General features: G+C 59.3%; 20 protein-coding genes. 7 read left to right on the top strand and 13 right to left on the bottom strand.

From position 1 onward, the window contains the following. Positions 1–22 precede the first annotated feature (22 nt). The 5 genes from ACR0AL_RS10125 to ACR0AL_RS10105 are packed head-to-tail and all read right to left on the bottom strand — an operon-like array spanning position 23 to position 4,229. Positions 23–565 (bottom strand): DUF3833 domain-containing protein, encoded by a 543-nt coding sequence (locus tag ACR0AL_RS10125; protein WP_480662879.1) that lies wholly within the window; start codon positions 563–565, stop codon positions 23–25. Next, positions 562–1,179 (bottom strand): DUF3833 domain-containing protein, encoded by a 618-nt coding sequence (locus tag ACR0AL_RS10120; RefSeq protein WP_480662877.1) that lies wholly within the window; start codon positions 1,177–1,179, stop codon positions 562–564. Before ACR0AL_RS10120 ends, ACR0AL_RS10125 begins: the two co-directional genes overlap by 4 nt. Continuing rightward, on the bottom strand, positions 1,176–2,399 hold the full coding sequence (locus ACR0AL_RS10115) for an MFS transporter (protein ID WP_480662980.1): 1,224 nt from the start codon (positions 2,397–2,399) through the stop codon (positions 1,176–1,178). Before ACR0AL_RS10115 ends, ACR0AL_RS10120 begins: the two co-directional genes overlap by 4 nt. Next, on the bottom strand, positions 2,399–2,944 hold the full coding sequence (locus tag ACR0AL_RS10110) for a hypothetical protein (RefSeq protein ID WP_480662875.1): 546 nt from the start codon (positions 2,942–2,944) through the stop codon (positions 2,399–2,401). Before ACR0AL_RS10110 ends, ACR0AL_RS10115 begins: the two co-directional genes overlap by 1 nt. Continuing rightward, positions 2,895–4,229 (bottom strand): NAD(P)/FAD-dependent oxidoreductase, encoded by a 1,335-nt coding sequence (locus tag ACR0AL_RS10105; RefSeq protein WP_480662873.1) that lies wholly within the window; start codon positions 4,227–4,229, stop codon positions 2,895–2,897. Before ACR0AL_RS10105 ends, ACR0AL_RS10110 begins: the two co-directional genes overlap by 50 nt. A 166-nt stretch (positions 4,230–4,395) precedes the next feature. Here ACR0AL_RS10105 and ACR0AL_RS10100 point away from each other — a divergent pair, with 166 nt between their 5' ends. Continuing rightward, positions 4,396–5,121, top strand: coding sequence for an SDR family NAD(P)-dependent oxidoreductase (locus ACR0AL_RS10100; RefSeq protein ID WP_170550128.1), 726 nt, complete (start codon positions 4,396–4,398; stop codon positions 5,119–5,121). A gap of 3 nt (positions 5,122–5,124) precedes the next feature. Here ACR0AL_RS10100 and ACR0AL_RS10095 read toward each other — a convergent pair whose 3' ends face one another. Both ACR0AL_RS10095 and ACR0AL_RS10090 read right to left on the bottom strand, forming a co-directional pair. After that, entirely contained in the window at positions 5,125–6,777 is a 1,653-nt protein-coding gene (locus ACR0AL_RS10095; RefSeq protein WP_170349689.1) for a DUF6504 family protein, read from the bottom strand. Between the two features lie 61 nt (positions 6,778–6,838). Then, positions 6,839–7,129, bottom strand: a complete 291-nt coding sequence (locus ACR0AL_RS10090) for an I78 family peptidase inhibitor (RefSeq protein ID WP_170349690.1) — start codon at positions 7,127–7,129, stop codon at positions 6,839–6,841. A 129-nt stretch (positions 7,130–7,258) separates the two neighbouring features. On the opposite strand from ACR0AL_RS10090, the gene ACR0AL_RS10085 reads away from it, so the two are divergent. Together ACR0AL_RS10085 and ACR0AL_RS10080 are read left to right on the top strand one after the other, a co-directional pair. Next, entirely contained in the window at positions 7,259–8,371 is a 1,113-nt protein-coding gene (locus tag ACR0AL_RS10085; protein ID WP_480662871.1) for an S-(hydroxymethyl)glutathione dehydrogenase/class III alcohol dehydrogenase, read from the top strand. A gap of 89 nt (positions 8,372–8,460) precedes the next feature. Continuing rightward, positions 8,461–9,186 (top strand): NYN domain-containing protein, encoded by a 726-nt coding sequence (locus ACR0AL_RS10080; RefSeq protein WP_480662869.1) that lies wholly within the window; start codon positions 8,461–8,463, stop codon positions 9,184–9,186. A 22-nt stretch (positions 9,187–9,208) separates the two neighbouring features. Here the strand turns inward: ACR0AL_RS10080 and ACR0AL_RS10075 are convergent, their stop codons facing one another. From ACR0AL_RS10075 to ACR0AL_RS10065, 3 genes are all read right to left on the bottom strand, one after another. After that, positions 9,209–10,147 carry a DMT family transporter gene (locus tag ACR0AL_RS10075; protein WP_480662867.1) on the bottom strand — a complete coding sequence of 313 codons (939 nt, stop codon included), beginning with the start codon at positions 10,145–10,147 and terminating at the stop codon, positions 9,209–9,211. Positions 10,148–10,289: 142 nt separating this feature from the next. Beyond that, positions 10,290–10,703 (bottom strand): group III truncated hemoglobin, encoded by a 414-nt coding sequence (locus ACR0AL_RS10070; RefSeq protein ID WP_170515655.1) that lies wholly within the window; start codon positions 10,701–10,703, stop codon positions 10,290–10,292. A gap of 51 nt (positions 10,704–10,754) precedes the next feature. After that, a complete protein-coding gene (locus ACR0AL_RS10065; protein WP_480662865.1) occupies positions 10,755–13,673 on the bottom strand; it encodes an error-prone DNA polymerase in 2,919 nt (972 codons plus the stop codon). A 109-nt stretch (positions 13,674–13,782) separates the two neighbouring features. Here ACR0AL_RS10065 and ACR0AL_RS10060 point away from each other — a divergent pair, with 109 nt between their 5' ends. Next, entirely contained in the window at positions 13,783–14,247 is a 465-nt protein-coding gene (locus tag ACR0AL_RS10060; protein ID WP_480662863.1) for a DUF1203 domain-containing protein, read from the top strand. Here the strand turns inward: ACR0AL_RS10060 and ACR0AL_RS10055 are convergent. Next, a complete protein-coding gene (locus ACR0AL_RS10055) occupies positions 14,244–15,236 on the bottom strand; it encodes an ABC transporter ATP-binding protein (RefSeq protein WP_480647798.1) in 993 nt (330 codons plus the stop codon). The genes ACR0AL_RS10060 and ACR0AL_RS10055 overlap by 4 nt on opposite strands. Before the next feature lie 87 nt (positions 15,237–15,323). On the opposite strand from ACR0AL_RS10055, the gene ACR0AL_RS10050 reads away from it, so the two are divergent. From ACR0AL_RS10050 to polA, 3 genes are all read left to right on the top strand, one after another. Continuing rightward, positions 15,324–15,503, top strand: coding sequence for a zinc-finger domain-containing protein (locus ACR0AL_RS10050; protein ID WP_480647658.1), 180 nt, complete (start codon positions 15,324–15,326; stop codon positions 15,501–15,503). A 34-nt stretch (positions 15,504–15,537) separates the two neighbouring features. Next, positions 15,538–16,200, top strand: coding sequence for a YrbL family protein (locus ACR0AL_RS10045; protein ID WP_480662861.1), 663 nt, complete (start codon positions 15,538–15,540; stop codon positions 16,198–16,200). Between the two features lie 90 nt (positions 16,201–16,290). Continuing rightward, complete coding sequence (gene polA, locus ACR0AL_RS10040) at positions 16,291–19,089, top strand: DNA polymerase I (RefSeq protein WP_480662859.1); 2,799 nt, start codon at positions 16,291–16,293, stop codon at positions 19,087–19,089. Positions 19,090–19,147: 58 nt separating this feature from the next. On the opposite strand, the gene ACR0AL_RS10035 is transcribed toward polA, so the two are convergent. After that, entirely contained in the window at positions 19,148–19,378 is a 231-nt protein-coding gene (locus ACR0AL_RS10035) for a DUF2798 domain-containing protein (RefSeq protein ID WP_170349700.1), read from the bottom strand. 62 nt (positions 19,379–19,440) lie between these two features. Continuing rightward, positions 19,441–20,196 carry a hydroxypyruvate isomerase family protein gene (locus ACR0AL_RS10030; protein WP_480662857.1) on the bottom strand — a complete coding sequence of 252 codons (756 nt, stop codon included), beginning with the start codon at positions 20,194–20,196 and terminating at the stop codon, positions 19,441–19,443. Positions 20,197–20,200: the final 4 nt, after the last annotated feature.

Below are 20,200 nucleotides of genomic sequence, written 5' to 3'. Positions count from 1 at the left end.
TTAGGTTCGCCCTTATTGCGCCCTACTGTTTTTCAAAGAACAGGATAACCTCGCCCAGCCGCACGCCATATCGCGAAACATAGGCGCGGTTCAGCAGACGATCATCGCTTAGCAGCCACATCCAGTCGTCAAAGTTGACCCGCATGGTGCCGTCCTTGACTGGCAGATCGATCTTGTATGTCCAGTTGAAGGTATCACCACGCTCGACCCCGCTGGCAGCGCCCAGGACGCCAGGCGCAGTTCCGGTCCAGGTGTCCTGACCGGTTTTGATTAGGGTCCAGATGCGTTGTTCGGTGGCGCCGTCGTCATAGACGAAATCCTCGATCAGGGTCAGGGTTTCACCATCCCAAGTGCCTTGGATATCCACCGTAAATCGGCGGGGGACATTGCCCAGAACATCCTGAAACTGACCATAGGCGACGGTTTTGCCTTCAAAGAACTCCTCAAGGTTCAACTGCCGGTCGGACAGAAAGCTTTTAGGTACGCGAGGCTTGGCGGAACAGGCGGACAGCGCGGCAAGCCCCGCGATGGCAAGGGCCGCGATCAGGATGCGGCGGGGCGTCATTGCAAGGTCCTCGTTTCTACCGCGGTGTCATAGCCATTTGAACCGTTGACATGCGCAGCTTTAGCTTCGGGCGCGGGGCGCATGGTGGCGACCAGTTCAGCGACCTTGATGCCGAATTTGCGCATCTCGGACCGGTTCATGATCACACCATTCTCGGTCAGGTACATCCAATCGGTAACGTCCAGTGTGTGCCCGCCCGCGTCTTGGGGTAGGATGATCCGATAAGTCAGCTTCACGGTCGATCCCGAAATTGTGCCGTGACCCTCACCGACGATATCTTCTGCCGTCGCGGTAAACGTGTTGCCCGTGCCCAGCGTCAGATGCCATTTGCGGGTCATCTTCTTGCCGTTGGAATAGGTGAAATACTCGGTCAACGTGCCGGTGTTGCCATTCCATTTCCCCACCATATGGGCGACAAAGCTGTTCGACATCTTCCCATTGGGGCCATAGATCAGCCCTTCGGACAGGATTTCGCCGTTCAGGACTTCTTTCATTTTAAAGGCAGGCCCGGTGCCGCTGTAATCGGCAGGGGATTGCGAGCGAAAGCTTAGGAACCGGCGCTGAGCTGCGACCAGAACAAGGATGGCAAGCAGTAGGATAGCTACGATAGTCATTTGACTGAGACCTCAGAAGGCAACGTCAGGACCAGCCCGAACGCGCCGAGTTTCAGGATGCAGGGCAGCACGGCATAGGCGAGGGTGAGCGTCCGCAACGCCTCGGCCGAGTTTGCCTGTCCTGGGGTGAACCCGCTGCGTTCCAGCAGCGGCAGAGTGAAAAAGGCAGCGAGCGCGAGGCCCAGCTTGCCAGCGAATGACCAGATGCCAAATGCGGCGGATGCGTTCAGCCCCGCCCGCGTCAGCGCGACTGAGAACATCGCGGGCAGCACCACCATATCCGCCCCCAGTGCCGCGCCCGAAGCCAGGCAGATTGCGGCGAACCCGGTCAGATTACCGGCGGACAACAAAGCTGCGCCAACAAATCCCGCGATCGACAGGGGCATGGCGATGATCAGTGTTCGTTTCGGGCCAATTCGGTTAGCCAGCTTTGCCCAAAGCGGAACGCTGGCCCCGGCGCTGAGGAAGAACAGGATCAGCAGTGGTCCGGCTTTTCCCGGCAATTGCAGGCGATCTTCGACAAAGAACAAAAACAGGGTCGAAGTGATGGCCACTGGCAGGCTGTTGACCAGCGCCAGCAGCAGCAAGCGCAGCGCACCAGCTTGTGCGAGCCCATTGAACGACAGGCCGTCGCCAGTAATCGGGGGTCGGCGCCAGATTGGGATCGTCAGGGTCAGGGTGAAGATTGCGATCAGGCCCAGAAACAGGCCAAAGGCGGGATAGCCCTGCGCGCTGGCTCCGAATCCTACGAACAAGGCTGGGGCGCTGGCTGCAAGGATGACGCCTGTCAACTGCCCGCCTTCGCGCCATGCGGCCAATCTTATCAACTCTTGCGGCTCTGGTCGTATGGCAAGCGTTGCGCTGCGACCGTAAAGCAGGATGGTGCCTAAGCTGTAGGCTGAGAATAGTAAGATTAAAACAGAGACTAATAAGGCAATATTTGTTCCCGGCGGCAGTCCAAACAGCATTGGAAACCCGATCGCCAAACCAATCGCAGCGGTCGCAGCAAACAGCAGTTGCGCGTTTGGCCATCGGTCTATGGCCCAACCAATCAGCGGATCCTGCACCAGATCGATTAACCGGATCACCAGCAGAACGGTGCCGATCACACCCAACCCGATACCAAGATTAACGGCAGCAAATCGCGGCAGATGGATATATAGCGGTATCCCCGCCGCAGCGAGCATCAGCGCATACAGACTGACACGCGGGTACAGCATCATCCGCCCTTCAATTGCCGGGTGAAACTGCCCGATCGGGTGTTGTCGCCCAGAAAAATGGACATAAAGGCGCTTTTGGCGCCGGGATAGGACAGGGTACAGGTCTTTTGGCCGTTTCGCCAAAATCCAACTTTGTTCGGGCCTTCCGAGATTGCAATATAGTTGTCGCCCTTGCTAACCGACTGAAAACACTTCTGTAACTGGGCCTGCGTCGGGGCAGGGTTTCCTTGTCGAGCCATCTCATCCAACGTCGATTCAACCAGTGCTTTCTGTTTCAGGGATTTGCGATAGGTCAACTGCAATGCAAAGTCCTGCGTCCAATTGAGCGTGCTGCCTTGCGGCGTATACAGCTTGGCTTCGTAGATTGGCATGCCCAAAAACCGGAAGGTTGCGCTGCCTCTGAGTTGCGCATCAGTCAGCGTCTGGGTGATCGGTGACGCGGCCAACCCGCCCGGGGCCAGCACGATCACAGAAAACAGTGCAGCGCGGCAGGTATCAGAGATCAGCCGATGCAGGGATGGCCGGGTCTTGTGCAGGAATGCCATTGTCAACTCCGAGTGTGTGCGGGGTGCCGTTAAGGCGCTCAACAACATGCATCGCGCTGGCAATCCCGTCTTCGTGAAAGCCATGCCGGTTGTAAGCCCCGGCAAACCAGGTTCGGTTCTGTCCCTGCATCTCGCGGATTTGCCCCTGAGCTTTCAGGGCCGCTTTGTCGAACACCGGATGGGCAAACTCGACCTTGTCATAGATTTTACCCGCGGGAATTTCCGAAGATGCGTTCAGCGTCACAAACAGCGGATCGCTGTCCGGGATATTCTGCAGTCGGTTCATCCAGTAAGTCACGCCAACATTCCCCGCTTGCGAACGGTAGGTCCAGCTGGACCAGCACGCGCGGCGGCGCGGCATCTGGCTTGGGTCACAGTGCAGGATAGCCGTGTTCGGTTGGTAGCGAATAGAGCCTAACGCAGCTCTTTCCGCATCTGTTGCGGTCTCGCCCAGAATGGCAAGGGACTGATCGGAATGGGTGGCCAATATGATTTCGTCGAAAAGATCAACCTGACCCTGGCTGTGGACAGTCACACCGGCATCGCCGCGTTGAATATGCTCAACCGGGCAGGCCAGACGGATTTCACACCCGCGCTCACGTAACGCGGCATCGATGCGGCGGACATATTCGATGCTGCCGCCTTTGACAGTGTACCATTGATGCTGATTGGCGCGACCACTGGCCAGCAGGGCATGGTTGCGGAAGAATTGTACCAGCGAGCGGGCCGGAAACTGATCCACAAACTCCACCGGAGTGGACCAGATCGCGCCGCACATCGGCATCAGGTAATTGTGGCGGAACCAATGACCCAGACGCAGCTGATCGACCAGCTCTCCGATCGTGGTGTCATCGTCACGTGCGGCTTCGGGGGCTTCTTTGCCAAAGCGCAGGATGTCCGCGATCATCTTATAGTAGGCAGGCCGCGCGAGGTTGCGTTTCTGCGCCGTCAGGGTGCGCAGGTTGTTCAGTCCGTATTCAATGCGGCCGTTGTCGATGGTGGCACCAAAGCTCATCTCGGATTTGATGACGGGCACGTTCAGCTCATCGAACAGGCGCGTCAGATAGGGGTAGGTGGCATAATTGAAGACGATGAAACCGGTATCGACAGGTTGGTCGCCGTTTTTGCCTGCCATGACGGTTCGGGCATGGCCGCCCAGCCGGGGTTCGGCTTCGAACACGGTCACATCGTTGTTTTTTGACAAATAGTAAGCGGCCGACAGACCTGAGATACCTGCACCTACTACCGCGATTTTCTTGCGTACGCCTCGGGTTTCGTCGAACATGCCATCCTCTTTGTGCGACATTTTACAATAGGATACGCAGGAAATGCCGGGGTGGATCAATCGGATTAGAAGTTTTTCGCAAAAGCACTATGTTGTGACTTCTGGAGTTTGATCCAGTGCGTCGCTCTGGCCGTAAAATCATAGACACAACTGTATTGGCCAGGGCATGAGCAGCTTTGAAGGAAAAACCTATTGGATCGTTGGCGCCAGCGAAGGGCTGGGCCGGGCTTTGGCCGAGGCGCTGAGCCGTCAGGGCGCACATCTGATCCTGTCTGCCCGCAATACCGAGCGTCTGACCGAGATTTGCTCTGCCCTGCCAAATGCGCAAGCTGTTCCGTGCGACGTGACAGATCTGGACGCTGTACGTCGTGCCGCGGTCGAGGCCGGAGAGGTGGACGGGTTGGTCTATAACGCCGGAGCTTATGAACCGATGCGCTCTGCCGATTGGAATTCCGAGGCCGTGTTGGCGATGACGGATGTGAATTACACGGGTGCCCTGCGGGTTCTGGGTGAGGTTGTACGCAGGTTCGTACGTAGGGGTCGGGGGGATATCACGCTGATCGGGTCTTTGTCGGGGTATCGGGGTTTGCCCGCGGCGGTGGGGTACGCGGCCAGCAAGGCAGCACTTGTTTCGTTGGCCGAGACCATGCGGTTCGACCTGGCGGGCACAGGGGTGACGGTGCGCATCGTCAATCCGGGCTTTATCAAGACCCGTCTGACCGAGAAGAACACTTTCAAGATGCCGATGCTGATGACGCCCGAGGATGCAGCGGACAGGGTGGTCAAAGCGATGTCACGTCGCCGATTCCGTACGGATTTTCCAGCACCATTTTCCTGGCTGGTGCGTCTGATCGACTATCTGCCTGATTGGCTGATTTATCGCGGAAAATAGACTCTAACAAAACTGCCCCTGGCAAAACCATCCTGCCGACATGGTACCGCCATGGCCATAAAACAGCCACAGTCGCTCGCCCTGTTCGGTCACCACCACCCAGTAATCCCGCACGCCGCTGCGCCAGTTGGGATCGTCCAGCCACCATTCCGGCGCAATGCGTTCTGGGCCCGTGGCCTGCGCCAGTTGCCAGTCGCGCCCACGCCAGCGAAAGGCGCTGGGAACGTCCGGGGTTTCCGGCGCCATCACCGGTTCGGGTTGCCACATCTGCAAGGGGCGGGGACGCGGAGGGGCAGGCCAGTCATGCGCCGGTTCCGACCAGGCTGCGGCCAGCGTCTGCGCCGTCTTCTCGGGGATATGTGAGGCCGCCGGGTGCCGCCGCGTGATCGCCTCCAGCCCCACGCGTGCGCCCAGCTTACCGATCAGGTCGTCGACGGCGGTGTTGCCCTCAAGCCGATCCCGCACGGCGCGGCGGGCCTCGGCATGGCCCGCCATGGTGCGGGCGTGGATAGGCTCGGTCTGGACCGCCACAAGCCGCAGCATGTCGATGCCATAACCCGCATCAATCTTGTCGATTTTCATCTCTAACAAAGGGCGAATACGATATTTGTCAAAGGTCGGACGGGCGAGACCGACTTCGACAATCTCAGCGGCCTGATCGGCGCGATGTGCCTCAAGCCGCAGGGTGCGAACGCCGCGGCCTTTCTCCTCCAGTTTTGCGCAGAGCGTGGGCAGTATCCGATCAATGGCGGCCATGACGTCTTCGATCAGACCGATTGGGTTGGGCAGGGTCATCCGCACCGCAAAGCGATGCGGCGGACGGGCGGGCGAGACCGGTTCGGGCGCGCTGCCCATGGCCTGATCCAGCCGCAGCACCAGACCCCGCCCGAACCGCCGCGCCAAACTGGCACGCGGCTGGCCCAACAGATCGCCGATCCGGCGCAGGCCCAGCCGGTTCAACTGCGCCGCGGTCTGATCCTCCAACCGCAGCGCCGCGATGGGCAGGGGGCTGAGCGCGCCATAGGATTGTCCCGGCGCTGCAATCCGCGCGCCACCACCCAAGGCCATCACCTGCGGCGCGGCGCCACCTTTGGTCCAGTGCCGCCGTTTGGTGGCGCGGGCACGGGTGGCACGGGCCTCTTGGCTGATGGCGTCGCCGTTGCGGTCGGATGTGGCCTCTTGTCCGGCGTATCGCGCCAACGCCCAGGCCGCGCCCAGCGTGTCGGCGATGCCCATCTGTACGCTCAGGCCCATATCGGCGCAGTCGACCTCAAGTACGCTCAGCAACGCCTCTTCGCCGCCGAACAGATGGGCGCAGCCCGACAGGTCGACAATCAGCCCGTCCGGTGATTCTTCGGCTACCCAGGGGCTGAATTTGCCTGCCCAGCGGCGCAAAGCGGTTAGAAACGCGGTCTCGGCGGGGGTATTGCGAGGGCGCGTCACAAGATTCGCGCACATGGCATGGGCATCGCGCACCGGCTGACCCACGCGCAACCCGGCGGCCTGAGCCTGTGCATTCAGCGAGGTGACAACCTGCATGTTCGCCTGCTCGGCCACCACGGCCAAAGGCCCATCCTGCAGGCCCCGCGCAGCGCGGACCAGCCGTTCAGCCCCCAGACGGGGAAACCAGAGTGAGAGTATTCGTCGTTTGGGCATCGGCAGACATCAAAATGTTCCCATTTTGTTCTTACCGTAGAATCATGCCCCGAGTCCACGCCTACCCGCAGGTCAGACGCTGAATGATCCCGGCGTCATTGACGAACACGTTCAACCGGTCGATGCGGTAATCCTGCGTGGCCAAATCATCCGGCCCTAACACACGCGCGCGTTCAGGCAGCTGGCCCTGAATGGTCGAAACCGGCTGACCAATGGAATCGCCAAAGGGTTCACCCTCGCAAAAGGCCAGATCGACCGGTGCGGCTTCGGGTGCAAGGCGGGCGTCTTCCGGTGCGGGTGGCGTTTCGGCACAAGCGGCCAGCAAGATCAAAATCGGAATAAATCGGCGCATTGGCGTTCCTCTTTGCGGCAATGTCGTTTCTGCAATATCAAATCATTAGCCGATCTGTCACCAAAGCGCAGTTGAAAACCCTCTGCGATTGACGCAGGGTCGGGGCAAAGAAGACAGGGAGACAACGATATGCGTACCCGTGCCGCCGTCGCCGTTCAGGCCGGCAAACCCTTGGAAGTGATGGAAGTAAACCTCGAAGGCCCCAAAGCGGGCGAGGTTCTGGTGGAAATCAAGGCCACCGGCATTTGCCACACCGATGAATTTACACTGTCGGGTGCTGACCCCGAAGGCCTGTTCCCCGCCATTCTGGGCCACGAAGGCGCGGGCGTGGTGGTCGAGGTCGGCCCGGGAGTGACCAGCCTGAAGCCGGGCGATCACGTGATCCCGCTCTACACCCCCGAATGTCGCGAGTGTGAATACTGTCTGCACCCCAAGACCAACCTGTGTCAGGCGATCCGCGAAACCCAAGGTAAGGGCCTCATGCCCGATGGTACCTCGCGCTTTTCGACGCTGGATGGCGATCCGATTCTGCACTACATGGGCTGCTCGACCTTCGCGAACCACACGGTCCTGCCCGAGATCGCGCTGGCCAGAGTGCGTGAGGACGCTCCGTTCGACAAGATTTGTTATATCGGTTGTGGCGTGACCACCGGTATCGGCGCGGTGATCAACACCGCTAAGGTCGAGATTGGCAGCCGCGCCATCGTGTTCGGTCTGGGCGGTATCGGCCTGAACGTGATCCAGGGCCTGCGTCTGGCCGGAGCTGATCAGATCGTTGGCGTTGACCTGAACCCGTCCAAGGTGGAAATGGCCACGAAATTTGGCATGACCGATTTCGTCAACCCGTCCGAAGTTGAGGGCGATCTGGTCCCCTATCTGGTCAACCTGACCAAGGGCGGCGCGGACTATACTTTTGACGCCACCGGCAATGTTGGCGTAATGCGCGCGGCGCTGGAATCGGCGCATAAGGGCTGGGGTGAATCGATCATCATCGGTGTGGCACCTGCCGGGGCCGAAATCTCGACCCGTCCGTTCCAGCTGGTCACCGGCCGGTCATGGCGTGGTACAGCCTTTGGCGGGGCTCGAGGCCGGACCGATGTGCCCAAGATCGTTGACTGGTACATGGACGGCAAGATTGAGATCGACCCGATGATCACCCACACCATGGGTTTGGACGACATCAACCACGGCTTCGACCTGATGCATAAGGGTGAGAGCATCCGGTCGGTCGTGGTCTACTGACAACCAGAAATTAAACGGGCGGGGTTTAACCCGCCCTTTTTGCCTCTTATCTTCAGATCATTGATAAACATCTGAATTGAGGGACCAAATTGACCGACACGACCACGGAACGCCTAGCCGTTCTGATTGATGCCGAGAATATTTCGGCAAAGCATGTTTCCGAGATATTCGAGGAAGTCGCCACGTTGGGCGAGGCTAGTCTGCGCCGGATCTACGGAGATTTCTCGGGTGACATTCCGCAGGGTTGGAGCGCCGAGAAACTGGCGGAATACGCCATCGTTCCCCATCAGCAGTTCGCCAACACTATTGGGAAGAATGCTGGTGACATCGCCCTGGTTATAGATGCGATGGACATTTTACATTCGGGCCGGTTCGACGGGTTCGTTTTAGTGTCCTCGGACAGCGATTTCACCCGGCTTGCCAGTCGCATCCGCGAACAGGGGTTGAGCGTGTTCGGGATTGGCGAGGAGAAGGCACCTTGGGCTTTCAAGGCTGCGTGCAACCGCTACATTTCAATCGAAAACATCAAAAAGGATGAACCACAGGCTACGAGCGACGCCAAGAGAAAGAACTTGGCGCCAATAAAGGAAATCAACCACGCCTTTCAGCTCATTCGGAATGTTGTGCTCAAGTCCGCAGAACCCGACGGATGGGCTGAGCTTGGCTGGCTCGGAAATCAACTGCTCAAGAATTACCCCTCTTTTGACACGCGATCATACGGGTTCGGACGCTTGAGTGATCTTGTTCGTGCAACAGGAAAATTTGAGGAGGCAGGTACAAACGGAAGCCTTAAGATCAGACCCAAAGACAAGTAAAGGCTCATGTAGCACTCCGAAGCTACGAGCCTGGCCTCGTTGCCCCAGTATCCGCTCGCGGAGATCGTACCCGCAGAACCGGGGTGTTCGCTGACGAAGTGTTCGTCCGGCTTTCGCGCCAAACCACGAACACGCCGGATGCGATGATGATGCTGGCCCCGACTGCGACCCAAGCATCGGGTTTTTCGCCGAAGAAGATCATACCAAACAGCGTGGCCCAGATGATCTGGCTGTATTGGCTGGGCGCAATGACACCGGCGGGCGCGGCGCGGTAGGCAAGGATGATCAGGTGCTGGGCGATCACCGAGAACACGCCGACCAGCGCCATCATTGCCAGATGCAGCAGCGAGGGCGGCAGATACACGGCGGGTTGGGCAAGGCTCATCGCCACAATGGCCAGCAGCATCGGGTATAAGATCAATACGGCCGAGCGTTCCTCATTCCCGATCTTGCGCACCAGAACGGATGCAAAGGCGCTGCAGAACGCGGCCGTCAGGGCGGCGAGGTGGCCCAATGTGATATCGGTCGCGCCAGGACGCAAGACGATCAGCACGCCGATCAGGCCGACGCCGACAGCAGCCCAGCGTTGGGCGCGGACGACCTCTCCCAAAATCGGAATCGACAGGACGGTGACGATCAGCGGAAAGGAAAACAGCAGCGAGTAGACCTCAGCCAGCGGCAGAACCGAAAAGGAATAGAAAGCACAGACCATGGACGAAACCATCAAGGTCGAGCGAAGCAGTACCAGCCAAGGGTGATGGGGCAGGAAGTTCCCGGTTGTCCGGTCGGTCAGGATTGTCACCGCCATCGGCACGAAGGAAAACAGCGTTGCGAAAAAGATGATCTGCATCACCGAATAGGTCCCGCCCAGCACTTTGATCAGTGCGTCATGACTCGCAAAAACTGCAAAGCCTGCAAACGCATAGCCAAGACCCCGGAGGGTAGTGTTTTGAGTGCTCATGAGTCTGGCCTCGGGTGATGTGCGGTGTTTAGGGCGGCACGGAGTGATCTCGGGCTGTCTATTCGCGCTGCATAAACCCATTTTGCAGAGTCTGATAGCCCCTATTTTACCGCTAACATGTCAAAGCCGGTATGATATCCGATCATCGCAGGATCGGTGGCGCGTCCTTAGGCTGACGGGCAGACTGAACACCCGCTTTCATCCCCACACCGATACGACGCGCCAAGGCGACCCAGGGAATGGCGGTTTCCGGTGGCAGCATCCGGGTGGCGACCTCTTCGAACAGATCTAGCCAATGGGCGAAGAATTCGGGTTTTACATCGGGCCGCTCGATATGAACCCGCTGTGGATTGCCGTCATAGCTACGCTCGTACAGGATGGCGTTGCGCCAGAAGGCGGCAATTTTTTCCTCATGCGCGGGCCAGTCATCGACATGTCGGTTGAAGATCGGCCCCAGCACATTGTCTTCCCGGACACGCGCATAGAAAGCGCTGACCTGCGCGTTGATTTGCTCGGGCGTCGCGGGAAATCGCGGAGGCAGGGGCGGTCTGGACATGGGTGATCTCGGGGTTTCGATTCTGTTCGCGGTCAATAGCCGGTTCAGGGGTTACGCTACAGGGGTGGTTTTGTCGCGCTGGTCCGGTGTCAGAATATGCCGCAGCAGGGCCACCGGATGCGCCTTGAGGCTGAGACGGGTGGCGACATAATCCTCGACCACCTGTTCGCCCAATGTCATCTGAGGCAGATAGGCCTCGGGCTCGTCCAGCGCCTCGCCCTCCAGATCCCGCGAGAACAGCGGCAGCGGTTTGGCAGTCGCAATCGCCTTGGCCTGCCACAGCGCCTCGCGCCGGGTCAGATCGCAAGTGGCGAAGGCGTCGGCCTCGGCCAGCCGTTCGATCACTGACGGCCCCAGCCCGGCACGGCGCCAAACATCATCGACCTGGGTGTAGCCGTTGCCGCGTGCGGCGGTCAGCCAGCTGGCGTCTTCCTCGCTGAGGCCCTTGATTTGGCGAAAACCCAGCCGCAGGGCCAGCCCGCCATGGCCGTCAGGCTCCATCACATTGTCCCAAAAGCTGGCATTGATGCAGACCGGCCGCACCTGAACCCCATGTTCGCGCGCATCGCGCACGATCTGGGCAGGCGCATAAAACCCCATCGGCTGTGAGTTCAGCAGCGCGCAGGCGAAGATGCCGGGATGGTGGCATTTGATCCAGGCCGAGGCATAGACCAGCAGCGCAAAGCTGGCCGCGTGGCTTTCGGGAAAACCGTAAGAGCCGAAGCCCTCGATCTGCGAAAAACAGCGTTCGGCAAAGTCGTCGTCATAGCCATTGCGCTGCATGCCGCGCAGGAACAGCGCACGGAATTCGCTGACATTGCCATGTTTCTTGAAGGTTGCCAGCGACCGGCGCAGGCGGTCGGCCTGTTCCGGGGTGAAACCCGCGCCGACAATGGCGATCTGCATGGCCTGTTCCTGAAACAGCGGTACGCCCAGCGTTTTGCCAAGCACCTCGCCCAACGCGTCCGAGGGGAAGCGGACCTCCTCCTCTCCGTTCCGGCGGCGGATATAGGGGTGGACCATGTCGCCTTGGATGGGGCCAGGGCGGATGATGGCGACCTCGATCACCAGATCATAGAAATTGCGTGGCCGCATCCGGGGCAGGAAGTTCATCTGCGCACGTGATTCTACCTGAAACACGCCGATACTGTCTGCCTTGCACAGCATGTCATAAACCATTGGGTCCTCGGGCGGCAGGGTGGCCAGCGTATAGCTGGTCTGGTGGTGTTGGCCGATCAGGTCAAACGCCTTGCGGATGCAGGTGAGCATTCCGAGGCTGAGGACATCGACCTTGAGGATACCCAGAGAGTCGATGTCGTCCTTATCCCAGCAGATGACCGTGCGGTCCTCCATCGTGGCGTTTTCGATGGGGACCAGCTCGTCCAAACGCCCCTCGGTGATGATGAAACCGCCGACATGTTGCGAAAGGTGGCGGGGAAAGCCGTTGATCTCATAGACCAGCATTAGAGTCTGTTTTAGGCGGCGATCCTCGGGGTCGAGACCGATTTCGCGCATGCGTTCAGCCTCGAGCCCGGCGGCAGAGAAAAAGCCCCAGAGTTGTGAGGATAAGGCTGAAATGGTGTCTTCTGTCAGGCCCATCGCCCGTCCGACCTCACGAATGGCGCGTTTGCCGCGATAGTGGATCACGGTGGCGCAGAGACCCGCACGGTGGCGGCCATAGCGGTCGTAGATGTGCTGGATCACCTCTTCACGCCGTTCATGTTCGAAATCGACGTCGATATCGGGGGGCTCATCGCGGGCCTCGGACACGAAGCGTTCAAAGACCATGGTGCCCATCTCGGGGCTGACTTCGGTGATGCCAAGGCAGAAGCAGACCACCGAGTTGGCCGCCGAGCCCCGCCCCTGGCACAGGATACCGCGCGAGCGGGCGAAATGGACGATGTCGCGGACGGTCAGGAAATAGGGCTCGTATTTCAGCTTACCGATCAGGGTCAGTTCATGCGCCAGCATCTTTTGCGCCTTTTCCGACGCGCCCGCCGGATAGCGCCATTTTAAACCCTCATGCGCCAGGCGGTGCAGGCGTTGGGTCGGGGTTTCCTGATCGCTGCCCTCGCTGGGATATTCATAGCGCAGCTCGTCCAGAGAAAAGGTTAGCTGTTCGCTGAGTTGATGGGCGCGGGTGACCGCGCCTTCGTGGCCTTTGAATATCCGCAGCATCTCGGCCTCAGACCGCAGGCGCTGTTCCCCGTTGGCCAGCGCCTCGCGACCGAGCTCATCGACTTTGCGGCGTAGGCGGATGGCGGTCACCACATCGGCCAGCTTGCGACGGGTGCCGTGATGCATCAGCGGTGTGCCACTGGCTAGGGTGGGAATGCCGAGTTGCTTTGATTCAGTCTCTAATAAAGAGAAATAGACAGTATCTGCGCCATCATACCGGGGGTGCATCAACAGATGCATCCGCCCGGCAAAGCGGCGCGTTAGCTGTTGCGCCTGTGTCCGCCATCCGTTCGCGCCGCCCGGAGACGGTGTCGCCTGTGGCCAGAGCAGCAGGTGGAGACCGTCGGAAAACTCCAGCAGATCGGACAGCTGTAGAATGCAGTCGCCCTTTTCGGCGCGCAGGCGGCCAGCCGACAGGATACGGCACAGGTTGGCCCAGCCCTGCCGGTTCAGGGGTAGGGCGGTGACGGTGGGCGCGTCGGTAAAGATCAGCCGCGCCGCTGGGATCAGGCGCGGCACCGCGTGGATGGGGTAAGAGGGCGGTTTGGGGATGTGATCGGGGCAAGGTGGGCCGATAGAGGTGTTCTGCGCTTCCCACTCCAGCCGTTCACGTACCTTGCGGGCGATTTCGCGCGCTTGGGTATGGGCACGGACGATTCCGGCGACCGAATTGTCATCGGCAATCGCGATGGCCGGTAGGCCAAGGGTGACGGCACGCTCCATATATTCCTCGGGATGTGAAGCCCCGGTGAGAAAGGTAAAATTCGACGTGATCGACAGTTCGGCATACATGGCGATTCCATATTATATTCACGTTTTGTTCTTTTTCGAGTCCTTTGCGCAGGAAACGGGTCGATTGGGATTTTCCGGGTGGGCATGATTGGGCAAAAGGAGACGCAAAATGTTCAAGATCACCGCATTGGCAACCGACGAAGTGCGCGCCCTTCAGGCTGGTCACACGGATGCTTATGGTGCCACGCCAGAGCGCGCGACATCCACAGGCACAGGCAATCCATGCCGCCATTGCCTGCAGAATATTCCTGAGGGCGAAGAGATGCTAATATTGGCGCACCGGCCTTTTCTAGAGACACATCCTTACGCGGAAACGGGTCCGATATTTCTATGCGCTGCACAGTGTGAGCGGTACGAGGGGAAAGGGCTGCCTGAAATTCTGACCACGTCACCCGACTATCTGATCAAGGGCTACGGAACCGATGACCGGATCGTCTATGGCACCGGAGCGATCACAGCCACAGACCAGATTGCCACTGCGGTCAGGGATATCTTTGCCCGCCCCGATGTGAGCTATATCCACGTCCGATCCGCGCGAAACAATTGCTACCAGGCCCGAATCGACCGGGTCTAAAGCTTGACCCGGTGCATGCCCCGGCGCGGCTGATCCTGATCGTCCGCCGGGGTTTCATTCGCGCGGGATGAGGTGAGGGCGAGGAAGACATCCTCGAGATCCGCTTCTTCGGTACGAACATCGCGGATGCGAATGCCGGCAGAGCGTACGGATTCCAGAACCTGTTCGGCGCTGGTCTGGGCGCTGCGATAGCTCAATACCAGGGTGCCATCGTCTCGCAAAGCGGCTTCGACGCCTTCGGTTGTGGGAAGATTCACAATCGGGCTGTCCGGAGCAATCACCATGGTGCGGCTGTCCACCCGGCCCAGCAGGTTGGCGGTGCTGTCCTGCGCGATCATTTCGCCGTGGTTGATGATGGCGATCTCGTCGCACATTTCCTGTGCTTCTTCCAGATAATGCGTGGTCAGGATGATGGTCATGCCCTGTTCATTCAGATTGCGCACATTGGCCCACAGCATCTGACGCAGTTCGATATCCACGCCAGCCGTCGGTTCATCCAGCACAAGGATCTTAGGATGATGCACCAGCGCCTTGGCCAACAGCAGCCGCCGCCGCATCCCGCCCGAGAGGGTTCGCGCATAGGCCTCGGCCTTGTCGCTGAGGCCAACAAGCTCCAGAATCTCATCGCTGCGGCGCTGTGCTTTGGGCACGCCGTAAAGGCCAGCCTGTACCTCAAGCGCACCGCGCGGGGTGAAGAACGGGTCGAGGTTCAGTTCCTGCGGCATCACACCAATGGCAGCACGGGACTGGCGAGGGCTCTGGTCCTGATCGTAGCCCCAGATCGACACATGGCCCGAGGTTTTCACCACCAGCCCGGCCAGGATGTTGATCAGGGTCGATTTTCCGGCCCCGTTCGGCCCCAGCAGGCCAAAGACTGACCCTCGTGGAACGGTCAGGTCGATGCCTTTCAATGCGCTCTTCTCGGGCTGGCCCTTGCCGCCACGATAGGTTTTGCGCAGCCCTTCGATCCTGATTGCCGCATCGGCCATGTGACCCTTGCCCCCGGTTTGCTCATCGCTCATAAACGCACCTAATGCATGCCCGCGAGGCCGACAACCGAAGAAGGATCGCCAGCCGTGACAATCGAAGCGCCGGAAACCAAGATCGTCGAAACCGCCCGTGTCGCCTGTGACGGCGGGGAAGGCGCATTGGGCCATCCGCGCGTCTGGCTGCAAATCCCCGGGGATATCGGTTGGGTCGAGTGTCCGTACTGTGATTGCAAATTTGTGCTGTCCGGCAGCCAGGCACAAAGCTGACAGAGTGGCAGGTGCCGCGCGAAACGGAGGCCGGATGCCATATGCAGTGCAGCTTTTGCGGCTATCGGATAAGGAGCCACTGGCAAAAGGCGGCCACAGAAATGTGTATGCCTACCCGGATCAGCCCGCGCTTTTGATCAAGGTGACACGGCCCCGTACACGCCGGAACCGCTCGTTCTCTAAACGGTTGGTGCGGCGGATATTGCCGGACACCGCCTTTCGCAACGCCTTGAAAGAGATCGAATGTGAGATGAAAGCCGCGCTGAAAAGCGGTGAGGAAATCGCGCAGCTGCCATTGGCGCGGTCGTTCGGCGTTGTGCAGACAGATGTCGGGCCGGGGGTTGTGGTTGAACGGATTCAATCCAGCGATGGCCAGCTTGCGAACCATCTTTTGTCGATGTGCCGACAGCAGGGGCTGAGCGATCAGATGCTGGGTGACCTCAACCGTTTTGTGGAAAAGTTGTTCGAACTGCAGATTGTGGGCCGTGACATCCACGCGGAAAACATCGTCTACGGGTTGCGCGGTCAGACCCGGATGTTTCTTCTGATCGATGGGTATGGTGAGCGTAACCTTGTTCCCCTGCGGTCACTGAGCCGTCGTTTGAATGATCGGTCCCTAAACAAGCAGTTGCAGCAAATCGCAGATCGTACAGGGCTGGTCTGGGATAAGGCGCGCAGGGTATTCAACCTCGGCTAAGCAAGCGGATCCGCAGTTTGTTTGTCTTCTGCGCTGGTCACCTGCACGGCCCTGTGGCAGAACCGTTCCCAACAAGAACGGAGCGCGTACATGAGCAATTTCGGAAAAGGATGTCACCTGCATCTGATCGACGGATCAGCTTTTATTTTTCGGGCCTATCACGCGCTGCCCCCACTGACGCGAAAATCCGACGGGTTGCCGATTGGCGCTGTGTCTGGGTTCTGCAACATGCTGCAGAAATATGTCGAAGGAAACGCCGGGCCGGACGCGCCGACCCATGTGGCCGTGATTTTCGACAAGGGATCGCACACCTTCCGCAATGACCTGTATGACCAGTACAAGGCCAACCGCGAGGCGATGCCCGAAGATCTGCGCCCGCAGATGCCACTGACGCGCGAGGCGACGCAGGCGTTCAACATCGCTTGCAAAGAGTTGGAGGGCTATGAAGCCGACGACATCATCGCGACCCTCGCCGTGCAGGCGCGCGATGCCGGCGGACGGGTGACAATCGTTAGCTCGGACAAGGATCTGATGCAGTTGGTCGGCGGCGGCGTGGAAATGCTGGACGCAATGAAGAACAAGCGCATCGACCGCGATGGGGTGTTCGAAAAGTTCGGTGTTGGGCCGGAACGGGTGGTCGACGTGCAGGCGCTGGCAGGTGACAGCGTCGATAACGTGCCGGGTGCGCCGGGGATCGGGATTAAGACTGCGGCGCTGCTGATCAACGAATATGGCGATCTGGAATCTCTGCTGGACCGGGCTGAGGAAATCAAACAGCCCAAACGCCGCCAGACGCTGATCGAAAAGCGTGATCAGATCGAGCTGTCGAAAAAGCTGGTGCAATTGGATGAGAATACTCCGCTGGACTTCACCCTGGACGATCTGGAGGTGAAAGACCCCGAACCGGACACTTTGCTGGGCTTTTTGGCCGAGATGGAGTTTCGCACCCTGACCAAGCGCATCGCCGACAAGTTGGGGGCCGAGGCCCCGGTAATCGCTGATGCGCCCGCAACTGCGGTCGAAGAGGCCGAGGCTGAGGCCGTACCCTTTGATGCGTCGAAATACGAATGTGTACGCGATGCCGGGGCGCTGCAAAGGTGGATTGATCAGGCATATGAGCGTGGCTGGGTCGCGGTCGATACCGAAACCACCGGGCTGAATGAAATGATCGCTGAGCTGGTGGGTATCTCACTGTGCGTTGAGGCGGGTGAAGCTTGCTATTTACCGCTGATTCATCGCGAAAGCGCAACGGATGATCTGTTCGGATCGGATGCGCTGGCCGATGGGCAAATGCCGTTGGATGAGGCTCTGACCCTGCTGAAACCGATGTTTGAGGATTCATCGATCCTGAAAATCGGCCAGAACATGAAATACGATGCCAAGATATTCAAACGGTATGGCGTCGACGTGGCCCCGATCGATGACACCATGTTGATGTCCTATGCGATGCATGGGGGCGAGCACGGACATGGTATGGATACCCTGTCCGAACGGTATCTGAACCACACGCCGATCCCGATCAAACCGCTGTTGGGCTCGGGCAAGTCGGCTATCACCTTCGACAAGGTTCCGATTGATGAAGCTACGGCTTACGCTGCCGAGGATGCGGATATCACTCTGCGCCTGTGGAAACTGTTCAAGCCGCAACTGCATCAGGTGCAGGTGACCACAGTATATGAGACGCTCGAACGCCCTCTCGTGCCGGTTTTGGCAGAGATGGAGATGCACGGCATTAAGGTCGATCGCGACGTCCTGAGCCGCATGTCGAACGCGTTTGCACAGAAAATGGCGGGATTAGAGGCTGAAATCCATGAGCTGGCGGGAGAGAACTTCAATGTCGGCTCACCCGCGCAGCTGGGTGAGATCCTGTTCGACAAGATGGGTCTGGAAGGCGGCAAAAAGGGCAAGACCGGTAAATATTCGACCGGGGCGGATATCTTGGAAGATCTGGCAACCGAGCATGAGTTGCCGCGCCGGGTGTTGGATTGGCGGCAGCTGTCCAAACTGAAATCGACCTACACCGACGCGCTGCAGACCCATATCAATCCGGATACGGGCCGGGTGCATACATCTTATTCGATCACTGGGGCGAACACGGGGCGTTTGGCCTCGACCGATCCCAACCTGCAAAACATCCCGGTGCGCACGGAAGAAGGGCGGCGCATACGCGAGGCGTTCATTGCCGAGCCGGGCAATGTGCTGGTCAGTCTCGACTATAGCCAGATCGAATTGCGGATTCTGGCGCATATCGCCGATATTTCGGCTCTGAAACAAGCGTTTTCAGATGGTTTGGACATTCACGCTATGACCGCGTCCGAGATGTTTGATGTGCCGCTGGACGAGATGACGCCGGATATCCGCCGTCAGGCCAAGGCGATCAACTTTGGTGTGATCTATGGCATCTCGGGCTTTGGTCTGGCGCGCAACCTGCGCATCCCACGAGCCGAGGCGCAGGGTTTCATCGACCGTTATTTCGAGCGGTTCCCCGGTATTCGCCGCTACATGGACGACACCGTCGTCTTTGCCAAAGAGCATGGTTACGTGCAGACGCTGTTTGGGCGCAAAATCCATACGCCCGAAATCAACGCCAAGGGACCGCATGCAGGATTTTCACGCCGGGCGGCGATCAATGCCCCAATTCAGGGCACAGCAGCGGATGTGATCCGGCGCGCAATGGTTCGAATGCCGGATGCGATCAATGGGTTACCCGCAAAGATGCTGTTGCAGGTGCATGACGAATTGCTGTTCGAAGTGGCCGAGGACGCGGTGGATCAGGTGATCGACGTGGCGCGCGATGTGATGGAAGGTGCATCGGACCCGGCGGTGAAGTTGGATGTAAAGCTGAGCGTGGACGCGGGGCAAGGGGCCAACTGGGCCGAGGCGCACTAGCTGCTAAAAACAAGGGCGGCGCAGTTCATCAGGCCCGGCGGGCCCTCTTCACAGCGGGTCAGTCCTGTGGCCTGACCAGGCGGTTGACCAACCGTTGCACGGATGGGCCAAGCAGCAGGATGACGGTGAAGGCGATGGGCCAGCAAAAGGCCCAGGACGCTATCCAGTCGCTGACGGTGTTGGGGCCAAACCCGATGGCTTTTACCGTCGCGATCCCTGTCACCAGGCAGGACATGAGGCCCGACATGATCAGGCTGAACAAGGCGCGGGAAAAGCGGGCGGGGATCATTGCGGGCATCCTGATGGTCTTGTTTCCCTTGATGTGCTGTATTTTCCGTCAAAACGCCAGAGCTAGCCCCGCATCCAGTCAAGGCTGTCCGTTGTTCGTGACGTGGAGGCAATATATTCGGCGCTGACCCAGCCGGAATAACCCGTTGCGTCCATCGCTTCGAACAGACGTTGGAAATCTGTCGGTCCGCGCCCCGGTTCACAGCGGTCGGGGGCGGCGCCGATCTGGGCGTGGACGATCCGCGGGTGAAAGCTATTCCAGACAGTTTCCGCGTCATCGTGGATCATATGAGCATGAAAGCTGTCATATTGCAGGCCGACATTGGGGCGGTTCACATGGTCCAGCACCTGCATTGCCAGATCGTAATCGTTCAGAAAGTACCCGGGCTGGGAAACCGGATTCAGCGGTTCGATCGTGAACTGCTGTTGCGGGGCAAAATCGGCGGCCCATTGCAGGTTGCGCACGAAACAGTCCTGCGCGTCCGAACCCGTGGCATAACCCGACATGATGTGGATCAGCCCTGGTCGTAGGATCTCGGCATAGCGCAAGACACGGCGGATATCGGATTGAAACCGCGCCTCGCCGCCCGGAACTGCGGCATAGCCGGGCTCACCCCCGGTGTAATTGGGCGGCGGCGCGTTGATCAGAACAAGTTCCAGTCCATTTGCCAGCAGCGCGCGGCGCGTTTCCTTTGCAGCCAGTTCATAAGGAAACAGAATTTCGACCGCTTTGAACCCGGCGTCGGCCGCCGCCTGGAAACGCTCCAGATACGGAAGCTCAGCAAAGAGCAGTGAGATATTGGCGGCAAATTTGGGCATGGGC

It is taken from the genome of Ruegeria sp. BB1, assembly GCF_056539465.1.
This window is presented reverse-complemented; position numbering and strand designations above follow the sequence as displayed.